This is a genomic window from Pseudomonas sp. CAM1A (assembly GCF_047501685.1).
In the GTDB taxonomy this organism is placed as follows: Bacteria; Pseudomonadota; Gammaproteobacteria; order Pseudomonadales; family Pseudomonadaceae; genus Aquipseudomonas.
This window is the reverse complement of record NZ_JBFNXP010000008.1, coordinates 243039-255249: the sequence shown is the minus strand read 5'-3', so window position 1 is coordinate 255249 and position 12211 is coordinate 243039. Positions and strand designations below refer to the sequence as shown.

The window sequence follows — 12211 nt, the reverse complement described above, 5'->3', positions numbered from 1 at the left end:
CCTTGCGCCATGCCCGTCACAGCGCCTGCTACCAGACAAGCCACCTATTGTCGAGATATGGCGCCGGCAGTCCTTTGCGTATACTGCACCCTATGTTCGCCCACACTGCTTTGCGCCAGCGTTGCGCCAAATGGCTCTTCGCAACCGGACTCTTCCTGATGCTCGGTGCCTGCGTTGAAAAACCCAGCACCCTCGAACGCGTCAAGGAGGATGGCGTATTGCGCGTGATTACCCGCAACAGCCCGGCCACCTACTTCCAGGACCGCAACGGCGAAACCGGTTTCGAGTACGAACTGGTCAAGCGCTTTGCCGACGACCTGGGGGTGAAGCTCGAGATCGAGACCGCCGACAACCTCGACCAATTGTTCGACCAGCTGGGCAAGCCTTCCGGCCCGGTACTGGCCGCCGCCGGCCTGGTCAGCAGCGAGCGCCGCGCCAGCCAGGCGAAATTTTCCCACCCGTATCTCGAGGTGACCCCGCAGGTCATCTACCGCAACGGCCGCTCGCGTCCGACCAATGCCAAGGGGCTGGTGGGCAAGAAGATCATGGTGCTCAAGGGCAGCAGCCACGCCGACCAGCTCGCCGAGCTGAAAAAGCAGAACCCGGGGCTCGAATACGAAGAGTCCGACGCCGTCGAAGTGGTCGACCTGCTGCGCATGGTCGACGAAGGCCAGGTCGACCTGACCCTGGTCGACTCCAACGAGCTGGCCATGAACCAGGTGTACTTCCCCAACGTGCGCGTGGCCTTCGACCTGGGCGACACCCGTGACCAGCGCTGGGCGGTGGCCGCCGGTGAAGACAACAGCCTGCTCAACGAGATCAACGAGTTTCTCGACAAGTCGCAGAAGAACGGCACGCTTCAACGCCTGAAGGATCGCTACTACGGCCATGTCGATGTGCTGGGCTACGTGGGTGCCTACACCTTCGCCCAGCACCTGCAGCAACGCCTGCCCAAGTACGAGAAACACTTCAAGACCAGCTCCAAGGTCGAACAGGTGGACTGGCGCCTGCTGGCCGCTATCGGCTACCAGGAATCGATGTGGCAGCCGGAGGTCACCTCCAAGACCGGCGTGCGCGGCCTGATGATGCTCACCCAGCGCACCGCCCAGGCCATGGGCGTGTCCAACCGCCTGGACCCCCGGCAGAGCATTCAGGGCGGCGCCAAGTACTTCATGCTGGTCAAGGAGCAACTCGACGACAGCATCAAGGAGCCGGACCGCACCTGGTTCGCCCTGGCGGCCTACAACGTCGGCAGCGGCCATCTGGAAGACGCCCGCACCCTGGCCAGGCGTGAAGGCCTGAACCCGAACAAGTGGCTGGACGTGAAGAAGATGCTACCACGCCTGTCGCAGAAGCAGTGGTACAGCAAGACCAAGTACGGCTATGCCCGGGGCGGCGAGCCTGTGCATTTCGTCGCCAACATCCGCCGCTACTACGACATTCTCACCTGGGTCACGCAGCCGCAGCTCGAAGGCCAGGTGGCCGAGGGCAACCTGCATGTGCCGGCGGTGAACAAGGACAAGCCGGCGGAGCAGGCCGCACCGATGTGATGGCCTGCGCTGCCAATGCGTGGGAGCGGGCTTGCCCCGCGATACCGTGGCTGCAGGTTAACCTTTGGCCCGCCGCGCCTTGAAGAACTCGCTCAAGATCGCCCCACACTCCTCGGCCAGCACTCCCCCCTCGTACATCACCCGATGGTTGAGAAAGCCCTGGGTGAAGAACTGCCCCTGGCTCTGCACGATCCCCGCCTTTGGCTCCAGCGCACCGTACACCACGCGCATCACCCGTGAATGGACGATCAGCCCGGCGCACATGCTGCAGGGTTCCAGCGTCACGTACAGGGTGCTGCCCGGCAGGCGGTAGTTGCTGGCAGCTCGGGCCGCGGCGCGGATCGCCACCATCTCGGCATGGGCGCTGGGGTCGCTGTCGAGGATCGGCCGGTTGAAGCCCTGACCGATTACCTGGCCGTGCTGCACCAGCACCGCTCCCACCGGCACCTCGCCCAAGGCCGCGCCCTCGGCGGCCAGCTCCAGGGCCAGGCGCATGAATTCCTGATCGCGGCTGCGATCGATGATCTGTGGCCGCATCAGACCACCGCGATCGCGGCCATCAGGCCGGTTTCCATGTGGTCGATGACATGGCAATGGAACATCCAGGTGCCTGGGTTATCCGCCACCAGCGCCACCTGCGCCCGCTCGTTCTTGCCCAGCAGGTAAGTATCGGTGAACCACGGCTCGACGATCTTGCGCCGATTGGAGGCGATCACCTTGAAACTCATGCCGTGCAGGTGGATCGGGTGCTGGTACTGGGTCATGTTCTTCAGCTCGAGGATATAGCTCTTGCCCTTTTGCAGCGTGGCTATCGGCCGGTCGGCGCAGGTCTTGTCGGTGATGTCCCAGGCCTGGCCGTTGATCTGCCACAGGCTCGGCGGCTTGCCGTTCTCGGTGTTCACCGAGACCTTGCCGACCCATTCGAAATTGAAGTTGAGCTTCTCGGCGTTCTCCAGGTCCGGCTCGGCAACCGGATTGGGCGGCAGCGCCTTGGGCCAATCGCCGGGCGCCTCGCTGCTGGCCACCGAGCGCAATGTGCCCAGGCGCACGAAGCCGTCACGCAACGACACCTCCTCACCCGCCTCGGGAATGCGGATCGCCAGGCAGATGCGCATGCCCGGGCCAAGCCAGTATTCCTCGTCCAGCGGGCGCGGAGTGATCGGATTGCCATCGAGGGCGTAGATCATCGCCTCGCAGTTGCCCTTGAGGTTCAAACGGTAGGTCCAGGTGTTATCCAGGTTCAGCAGGCGCACCCGCACCACCTGCCCGGCCGGCAGCTCGGTGACCGACTCGGCCTGGCCGTTGATGGTGATCAGGCGCCCGGCGGTGCCGTTGCGCGCCGCCTCGCGGGGGATGCTGAACGGCAGCCAGGCACCCTGCTCGTCCACGTGCCAGTTCTTCAGGCTCAGCGTGCGTTCGTGCCTGAAGCCGGTCGGTTCGCGTTCCTCGACGATCAGCGGGCCGACCAGGCCGCGGCCCAGCTCCTCGGAGCTGCTGACGTGCGGGTGATACCAGTAGCTGCCGGCGTCCGGCACCTTGAACTTGTAGTCGAAGTATTCGCCCGGCTTGACCGGCAACTGCGAGACATACGGAACCCCGTCCATCTCCAACGGCAAACGGATGCCGTGCCAGTGAATGGTGGTCTCGACTGGCAGCTGATTGATGAAGCGTACCCGCAGCCAGGTGCCCTGGCGCACCCGCAGCTCGGTGCCCGGCGCCGACGGGCCGAAGGCCCAGGCCTCGGTCCTGAAGCCTGGCACCAGCTCGACGTCCAGCGGCGCGGCGATCAGCTCGTAGTCGTGCCCGGCGTTATCGTCCTCGACCTTGCCCAGCCAGTAGCGCGCCGCGCCCCCGGCGCCCAGGCCTACCACTACAAGGCCGGTCAGGCCCTTGAGCATTTGTCGACGGGTAAAGGACATCGGTGCGGGTACCTCGTGCTCTGCGCTATCAAGCTGCCAGCAATGGCCGGCGATGAAGGGCGAATACGATACACCTGCAAATGGGAAAGATTAAGTGAAGTGTTGTCACAGGCTGCCCGCAATCCGACTCAACACATAGTTGCCACCTGCCCCGGCCGTTACGACGCCAGCCTTGGCCACTCATCAATCTGAGGCAGCGAACATGAACCTTGAAATTCCCCCCCCTGATGCCGAACCCCAATTGCGGGCGCTCGCCATCGCGCTCCTGGAAGCCTGCCCGGACATGCGCCAGATGGCCCGCGATACAGCACGCACCGTACTTGCAAAACATGGCCACGCCGAGCTGGACCCGGACCAGGTGTTCCTCAACCGCTTCATGGCTGCACAGAGCAGCCCACGTACCTACAGCGGCTGGCAGCACTACGACGCGCCGTTCCAGTCCTACACCCTACCGCAGCTGGTGATGCACCGTTTCGATGCGCAGGACCAGGACAATAGCGACCTGCTCAGCTACCTGTGCGGATTCTATACCCAAGGCCCAGGCGCCGAGGTGTATGACGAGCACAACGAGGTGGCCATCGCCCCAAGGGACGTCCTCGAAGACTTCTGGCAGATCGATTTCAGCAGCGGCTTTCACCAACGGCTGGCAGCATTCTGGCAGAACCATGCCGACGACTACCGCACCCTGGCCAAGGTCAACTTCCTCAGCAAGGTCATGGAAACCTGTGCAGCGTACCCACATACCGAGACGGCCAGATGCGCACGTCGGGTTGCCACCGCCATCACCGGCTACGACATTGGCCCTCTCTCGCTTGGTCAACTGCAACAGGAGCACCTTGCCGACGCCGGTTACCGTCTGCGCCAGCTCGATATCGGCGGCCACGTGGCCAGCGATATCCTGCGGATTGAAATGGAGGGCGGCCGGCAGCTGCTGTACATTCCTGGCGAATTCGACTGCCTGCAGCTGTGCAAGACCCGCAAGGATATGTACGAGTGGGTGCTGCGCAACACCAGCGACGTGGACCAGCGCACACGTTTCATGGGCCATTTCGCCCTTTCAAGCCATGCCGAAAACAACGATAGCGCCAGTTTGATCCATATGATCGACCTGCTGCGTGCCAACTGGCGAGAACACGATCATCCTTGCCTCAATCAACTCGACAAGCCCATCGCCGCCGATGCCTTCAGCCACCTTCGCGATGCCGCCCGCCAGCGCATGCAGGACGACGCGCATTTTGCCCTGCGCTCCAACAGCGACCTGCGCAAGCAGCTGTGGATCGGCTACCTCGAGGCGTACGGTCAGGTCTTTGGCCCGCTGGCTGCCCTTGACTGGCCCATCGCCCTGGCCGCAATCGGTGCCGGGCTGGCAGACACTGGCCTGAACATAGACCAGGCAATCAATGGCCATACCACCGCCGAGCGCCGTAACGGCTGCCTCAGAGCAATCATCGCCGCCATCGCCACCTTGTTCTCCGCCATGACACTGGCCGACGCCAATGCCGGCGCAATCGACGACCCCCTGAACGAGGTGCCATTGTCGGCCCCTGCAACTGCGCCAGTGGATGAGCCTGCAACTGCCCGGGAAATCGAGAACTGGTTGCCGTCCCCTCACAGGCCCGGGCCGCAGGATGAACTGTTGGCGCCCTACCTCGCCAACAACATCCTTCGCGGCAACCCTGGCGAAGGCAACCTGGCCGGAATCTACACAGAAGGAGGTAACACCTACGTCTTGATCGACGAGCGGCCCTACCAGGTTCGCTATGTGACGGCAATGAACACCTGGGTCATCATCGACCCGCAAAMCCCTTACTCGTTCTATCGCAATGTGCCATTGCGCATGACCGCCAATGGCAAGTGGCAGCCGATGCCCCGCGAAGGCCTGCAAGGTGGCGGGCTACCCCGCAGGCTGCTCGGCAGCCTCTGGGGCCGGCCTGAACCCTTGCCAGCCCTCGTGGAGTTGCCCGCCAGCCCTTACGAAATCCCGCCTGGCCTGCGCCCGACACTGAAATCGGCCGCCAACGCTCCCGGCGAGGAGCATGCGCTCAGCGGCGTCATGATGAGCATGGACCCGAAACTGGAATCAGCCTTCGAGCAGTTCAGGCAGTTGCGCAGCAACCTGGCACGCGACGCACAGAGATACCTCGAAACGACCAAGCCACCTGCTCAACCCGAAGTGCCTCGACTGCCCCGTGAAGCGGGCGCCAATCAATTCATTACTGCCACGTATGAAGCCAGCGACGGCCTGGTCATTGGTGAAAGCCATTCGCATCTGGGAAGCAAGATGTTCCTCATCGACAGTATGCCGCTACTGACCAGAGCCAAGGTCAAGGTCCTGTACCTGGAGCACTTCATGACCGACTTCCAGCAGGCCGACCTTGACCTGTTCCTGCAAAGCGGCGAGATGCCGACCGACCTGAAGCGTTACGTGAAAAACCTGGACAAAGGCTTCCGCATCGATGCGAAGGGCCGCTACACGTTCGAGAACCTGCTGGTGACTGCCCAGAAAAATGGCATCCGCCTGCAATCCATCGACTGCATGGCCAGCTACCGGCAGGCATGGGAGTACCCGCCGTCAGCCGTCATACGCCAGCAGATGATGAACTTCTACGCTCACAAGCTCATCCAGGCAGACCAGTCGATACGCGGCGCAGGCAAGTGGGTCGCACTGGTAGGCAACACCCACGCCAGCACCTATGAAGGCGTGCCAGGCATCAGCGAGTTGCAGGGCGCCGTCAGCCTGCGAGTGGAGGATATCGAGATCGGCAAGCCTGGAGCGCTGGACATCGACCCCGGCCTGACCGTGATCGAGAATGAAGGCATGGCGGTACGCCACCTGAAAAGTCACTACCGCCTACAGGTACCGATTGTCACCGCCACGCCAGCCAGCGCCGACCTGGGCAGCCTGCTACGGGACAAAGGGTCATTTACCCTGACGACGCAGGATGATCAGCTGATGATGATTCATCGCAGCCGCGACGGGCATTTGAAGTACACCACTGTGGTCGAGGATAGCCCGTGGTACTCCATCAACCGGCCGGACTGGCCGTGGATCAGCGGGCGGCACGTGCGAAGCCTCTGGGAATTGCGCCGCAACCTGGAAAATCACGGCCTGCGCTACGTCCGCACATGATCCGCGCAAACAACAAGGGCGCCTTGCGGCGCCCTTGTGGCTCAACTCATTCCCACTCGATAGTGGCCGGCGGCTTGCTCGACACGTCGTAGGTGACGCGGGAGATGCCGTCGATTTCGTTGATGATACGCCCGCTGACGGTTTCCAGCAGCTCGTACGGCAGGTGCGCCCAACGCGCGGTCATGAAGTCCACGGTCTCGACGGCACGCAGGGCCACGACCCAGGCGTAGCGACGGCCGTCGCCGACGACGCCGACCGACTTGACCGGCTGGAACACCACGAACGCCTGGCTGGTCTTGTGGTACCAGTCGGCCTTGCGCAGTTCTTCGATGAAGATGTGGTCGGCGCGACGCAGGATGTCGGCGTACTCCTTCTTCACTTCACCAAGGATGCGCACGCCCAGGCCCGGGCCCGGGAACGGGTGGCGGTAGACCATGTCGTACGGCAGGCCCAGTTCCAGGCCGATCTTGCGCACTTCGTCCTTGAACAGCTCACGCAGTGGCTCGACCAGCTTGAGGTTCATTTCCTCCGGCAGGCCACCGACGTTATGGTGCGACTTGATCACGTGGGCCTTGCCGCTCTTGGCGCCGGCCGACTCGATCACGTCGGGGTAGATGGTGCCCTGGGCGAGGAACTGGATGTTGTCCAGCTTGCTGGCCTCGGCATCGAACACGTCGATGAAGGTGCGACCGATGATCTTGCGCTTTTTCTCCGGGTCGGCTTCGCCTTCCAGGTTGTCGAGGAACTGCTTCTCGGCATCGGCGCGGATCACCTTGACGCCCATGTTCTCCTTGAACATGGCCATCACCTGGTCACCTTCGTGCAGGCGCAGCAGGCCGTTGTCGACGAACACGCAGGTCAGCTGGTCGCCGATGGCGCGGTGCAGCAGCGCGGCAACCACGGAAGAGTCGACGCCGCCGGACAGACCCAGCAGGACGTTGGCCGAACCGACCTGGGCGCGCACCTGGGCGATGGCGTCCTCGACGATGTTCGAGGCGGTCCACAGGGCTTCACAGCCGCAGATATCCTGGACAAAGCGCGACAGGATGCGCCCGCCTTGCTTGGTGTGGGTCACTTCCGGGTGGAACTGCACGCCGTAGTAGCCCAGGGCATCGTCGTACATGCCGGCGATCGGGCAGCTCGGGGTGCTGGCCAGCACGCTGAAGTTGCCCGGCATCTGGGTGACCTTGTCGCCGTGGCTCATCCACACGTCCAGGCCCAGCACGCCGTCATCATCGACATGGTCTTCGATGCCGTCGAGCAGACGGCTCTTGCCGACCACGTCGACGCGGGCATAGCCGAACTCGCGCAGGTCGGAACCTTCGACCTTGCCGCCCATCTGCTCGGCCATGGTCTGCATGCCGTAGCAGATGCCCAGCACCGGGACCTTCAGGTCGAACACGGCCTGCGGGGCGCGTGGGCTGTTGGCTTCGTGGACCGACTCGGGGCCACCGGCCAGGATGATGCCGCGCGGGTTGAATTCGCGGATCGCTTCATCGTCCATGTCGAACGGGTGCAGCTCGCAGTACACGCCGATCTCGCGCACGCGGCGGGCGATCAGCTGGGTGTACTGGGAACCGAAATCGAGGATCAGGATGCGGTGAGCGTGAATGTCGAGGGCCATGACTCAATCTCGTCAGTGGAAATCGGAAACGACGCGGGGCTGTGTATGACAGCCCCGTTCGGTAATTGCTGGAAGCCTTAGCCTACGCGGTAGTTAGGGGCTTCTTTGGTGATCTGCACGTCATGCACGTGGGACTCGGCCATGCCGGCACCGGTGATGCGCACGAACTCCGGCTTGGTGCGCATCTCTTCGATGGTCGCACTACCGGTGTAGCCCATGGACGAACGCAGGCCGCCCATCAGCTGGTGGATGATCGCGGCCAGGGCGCCTTTGTACGGCACACGGCCTTCGATGCCTTCCGGTACCAGCTTCTCGGCACCGGCCGAGGAGTCCTGGAAGTAACGGTCGGACGAGCCTTGCGCCTGTGCCATGGCACCCAGCGAGCCCATGCCGCGGTAGGCCTTGTAGGAACGGCCCTGGAACAGTTCGACTTCGCCCGGTGCTTCTTCGGTACCGGCGAACATCGAGCCCATCATCACGCACGAGGCGCCGGCAACGATGGCCTTGGACAGGTCACCCGAGAAACGGATGCCGCCGTCGGCGATCAGCGGCACGCCAGTGCCTTCCAGTGCAGCGGCGACGTTGGCGATGGCACTGATCTGCGGCACGCCGACACCGGCGACGATACGGGTGGTGCAGATCGAGCCTGGGCCGATACCGACCTTGACCGCGTCGGCGCCGGCTTCAGCCAGGGCCTTGGCGGCAGCGCCGGTAGCGATGTTGCCACCGATGACCTGCACCTGCGGGTAGGTTTCCTTGACCCAGCGAACGCGGTCGATCACGCCCTTGGAATGACCGTGGGCGGTGTCGACGACAACCACGTCAACGCCGGCAGCTACCAGGGCGGCTACGCGCTCGCCGGTGTCCTTGCCGGTGCCGACCGCAGCGCCGACGCGCAGACGACCCTGGTCGTCCTTGCTGGCCAGCGGGTAGGCCTTGGCCTTCTCGATGTCCTTGACGGTCATCATGCCCTTGAGGGCGAACTTGTCGTCGACGATCAGGACTTTTTCCAGGCGGTGCTTGTGCAGCAACTCGCGGACTTCGTTCTTGTCGGCGCCTTCGCGGACGGTGACCAGACGCTCTTTGGGGGTCATCACGTCGCGGACCTTGGCGTCCAGGCGGGTTTCGAAGCGCACGTCGCGGGAGGTGACGATGCCGACCAGGTCGCCGTTGGCCAGCACTGGAACACCGGAGATGTTGTTCAGGCGGGTCAGGTCGAACAGGTCACGCACGGTGGCGTCGGCGTCGATGGTGATCGGGTCCTTGACCACGCCAGCCTCGAACTTCTTGACCTTGCGTACTTCGCCGGCCTGCTGCTCGATGGTCATGTTCTTGTGGATGATGCCGATGCCGCCTTCCTGGGCCATGGCGATGGCCAGGCGCGCTTCGGTCACGGTATCCATGGCGGCGGAGACCAGGGGGATGTTCAGCTCGATGCCACGAGTCAAACGGGTCTTGAGACTGACTTCATTGGGCAGTACCTCGGAGTAGCCAGGTACAAGGAGGATATCGTCGAAGGTCAGGGCTTCTTGGCTGATACGCAGCATCGCGGGGGCTCCCGGAAGGGGAAAAATGGAAGCGCGCCATTATACCCATCCATGGCGCGCCGCTCAATGCAAAATAAGGGCCTTCGGTCAGCCTTGCGGCAGTTTTACCTGCACCACCGCCACCGGCTGGTCCAGCCAGTCGGCGAAGCTGTCGAGGAAGGCCTGGGTAAACCCGGCCTCGCCCCAGTTATTGAAGATGAACCCCAGGTTGGAAAAGGCACAGGGCTGCAGGTAAAGGAAGCCATTGATGTCGTCCTCGAAGCCGCACAGCGGGCAGGTGAAGTTGTCGCTCACCCCTGGCATCCACTCCTCCAGGCTCTCGAACAGCGGCTCGCCCACCTCGCGCCGGCATTCCGGGCAGCCGGCCTCTTCGAGAAAACCGTCGGTGGGCGTGTAGATGCAGCGCTTGAGCATCACTTCCAGGCCATTGGCCTGCTGGCCGAGCGGCAGCCTCTCCGGGTGCAGGGCGACCTTGCGCGCCCCCTCGGCCAGGGCATGGCCCATGCGGTTGCCGGTGCGACCACAGGTAGTTAGCTGTTCCTCGACGATTTTCTCGCGCACCAGCCAGCGCAGGATGGCGCGGGCACGGGCTTCGTGGACCGGCACGGTGGACAGCTTGGGGACGATGATGCTCTGGGTGTTCATGCTTGAGGCGGGCCTGCGAACTGCGGTAATGGCGCAATTCTACCGCCTGCTCAGGCGCTCAGGTAGCGACCAATCAATGCCAGGCCGCTGGCCAGCACCAGCCAGGTGATTAGCCGCACGAAGGCCTCGCGTGACAACTTCAGGGTCAGCCGCCGCCCCAGCCAGGTACCGGCGAACATCACCGGTAACAGGCAGGCGGCGAGCAGCAGCAGGCTGGTATCGGCATACACCCCGGCGATCAGGAACAGCGACAGGCGCACCACCGTGCTGCAACTGATCAGGGCGACCTGGGTCGCGCGCACCTGTTCCTTGGCCTCCAGGCGGGCGCTGAGGTAGATCGCGTAGAGGAATCCACCACTGCCGAACAAGGCGCCGAACAATCCGCCCACCGTGCCCATGGGCACCGCCCAGGCGCCCGACAGGCTAGCTGGGCGTACCTTGACCGCCAGGCCATAGACCGCATAGGCGGTCACGAAGATGCCCATCAGCAACAGCAACACATCGGACTTGAGCCGCAACAGGAAGACCACGCCCAAGGTGCAACCCACGGCCATGAACGGCAGCAGGCGCAGCAACTCGCCGCGCACCACATCGCGCCGCGACGGCAGCAGGTTGCCGAAGGCGGCGACGAAGTCCAGCAGCACCAGCAGCGGGATGATCCGCGACAACGGCATGAAATGAATCAGCACGGGGCCGGCGACCAGCGCGGTGCCGAAACCGGCAATGCCGAAGACGATATAGGCCACCCCTACTCCCAGCAGGATGGGCAGCCAGTCGAACGTGGAAAACGACAGTTGAGCGAGCATCGCGACAGTTCCCTTGAAGACAACTGAAGGTTAGCCAGTGACGAGACATGCCGACTAATATGTATTTTTGCCGCAAGCCATCTCGAAAAGGCATGACATGACTTCGATCCGCCAGCTGCGCTACTTCGTCGAAATCGCCGAGGCCGGCAGTTTCAGCGCCGCCGCCGAGCGGCTGTACATTGCCCAGTCGGCCCTCAGCCGGCAGATCAAGGAGCTTGAGCTCCAGCTGGGCACCGCCCTGTTCGAACGCACTGCCCGCCAGCCACGGCTGACCGTCGCCGGCCAGGCCTTTCTCGAGCGCGCCCGCCACCTGCTGGCCGATCTGGACAAGGCCGAGCGCCTGGCGCGGGAAATCGGCCAGGGCCTGCGCGGCAGCCTACGACTGAACCACTCCAGCACCGTGCCGCTGACCGGCCATTTGCTGCAGCGCCTCGGCGGCTACCTCGAGGACAACCCCGGCGTTTCCCTGGAGATCGCCCAGCAATCGTCGGAAGCACAATTGGAGGACATCGCCGAAGGCCGCCTGGAAATTGGCCTGCTGCGCCTGCCGGTGCTGCGCCAGCATGAGGGCGTGGAGCTGCATGCGCTGTTCGACGAGCCCCTGTTGCTGGCGGTGGCGCAAAGCCACCCACTGGCCACGGCGGGTAGCGTTCGGCTGGGGCAACTGCGCGAGGAACGCTTCATTTCCATCCCCCATCGCCTGCGCGGTGGGTTGAGCTACCTGTCGGCCTCACTGTGCATGAACGCGGGTTTCTTTCCCCAGGCGGCACAGGTGGTGTCGCGCAAGACTACGCAACTGCAACTGATCCAGGCCGGGTTCGGGGTGGCGTTGCTGCCGGCGAGCATGTACGAGATCGCCCCGCCGGCGGTGCGTTTCGTGCCGCTGACCGAGGCGTGCCAAAGTACCGTGGCGCTGGCGTGTCGCCGCGATGCCGGGGAGCTGGTGCGCCAGTTCGTGGCGATCATGCAGGGCTGAAGGCCTCAATCGCG

The 12211-nt window shown here is 63.7% G+C and carries 9 protein-coding genes; 3 read left to right on the top strand and 6 right to left on the bottom strand.

Annotation, left to right across the window (positions count from 1 at the left end; genetic code table 11):
• The first annotated feature begins 92 nt into the window (after positions 1–92).
• Positions 93–1550 carry a membrane-bound lytic murein transglycosylase MltF gene (gene mltF / locus ABZO33_RS18770; protein WP_414537226.1) on the top strand — a complete coding sequence of 486 codons (1458 nt, stop codon included), beginning with the start codon at positions 93–95 and terminating at the stop codon, positions 1548–1550.
• Positions 1551–1607: 57 nt separating this feature from the next.
• Here mltF and tadA read toward each other — a convergent pair whose 3' ends face one another.
• Together tadA and ABZO33_RS18760 are read right to left on the bottom strand one after the other, a co-directional pair.
• Positions 1608–2087: a tRNA adenosine(34) deaminase TadA gene (tadA, locus tag ABZO33_RS18765; RefSeq protein WP_414537225.1), complete on the bottom strand. Its 480-nt coding sequence runs from the start codon at positions 2085–2087 to the stop codon at positions 1608–1610.
• Positions 2087–3469: a multicopper oxidase family protein gene (locus tag ABZO33_RS18760; protein WP_414537224.1), complete on the bottom strand. Its 1383-nt coding sequence runs from the start codon at positions 3467–3469 to the stop codon at positions 2087–2089. The genes tadA and ABZO33_RS18760 overlap by 1 nt, the downstream gene beginning before the upstream one ends.
• Before the next feature lie 202 nt (positions 3470–3671).
• Here ABZO33_RS18760 and ABZO33_RS18755 point away from each other — a divergent pair, with 202 nt between their 5' ends.
• Complete coding sequence (locus ABZO33_RS18755; RefSeq protein ID WP_414537223.1) at positions 3672–6599, top strand: dermonecrotic toxin domain-containing protein; 2928 nt, start codon at positions 3672–3674, stop codon at positions 6597–6599.
• A gap of 46 nt (positions 6600–6645) precedes the next feature.
• Here the strand turns inward: ABZO33_RS18755 and guaA are convergent, their stop codons facing one another.
• The 4 genes from guaA to ABZO33_RS18735 all read right to left on the bottom strand — a co-directional run bounded on the left by guaA (position 6646) and on the right by ABZO33_RS18735 (position 11221).
• Entirely contained in the window at positions 6646–8223 is a 1578-nt protein-coding gene (gene guaA, locus ABZO33_RS18750) for a glutamine-hydrolyzing GMP synthase (protein WP_050704158.1), read from the bottom strand.
• Positions 8224–8300: 77 nt separating this feature from the next.
• Positions 8301–9770, bottom strand: a complete 1470-nt coding sequence (gene guaB, locus ABZO33_RS18745) for an IMP dehydrogenase (RefSeq protein WP_050704157.1) — start codon at positions 9768–9770, stop codon at positions 8301–8303.
• Positions 9771–9857: 87 nt separating this feature from the next.
• The gene (locus ABZO33_RS18740) at positions 9858–10415 is read right to left on the bottom strand and encodes a sugar ABC transporter ATPase (RefSeq protein ID WP_414537222.1); all 558 of its coding nucleotides are present in this window, start codon (positions 10413–10415) and stop codon (positions 9858–9860) included.
• A 50-nt stretch (positions 10416–10465) separates the two neighbouring features.
• Positions 10466–11221: a sulfite exporter TauE/SafE family protein gene (locus tag ABZO33_RS18735; RefSeq protein ID WP_414537221.1), complete on the bottom strand. Its 756-nt coding sequence runs from the start codon at positions 11219–11221 to the stop codon at positions 10466–10468.
• A 97-nt stretch (positions 11222–11318) separates the two neighbouring features.
• Between ABZO33_RS18735 and ABZO33_RS18730 the strand changes: the two genes are divergently transcribed.
• Complete coding sequence (locus tag ABZO33_RS18730) at positions 11319–12197, top strand: LysR family transcriptional regulator (RefSeq protein WP_414537220.1); 879 nt, start codon at positions 11319–11321, stop codon at positions 12195–12197.
• Positions 12198–12211: the final 14 nt, after the last annotated feature.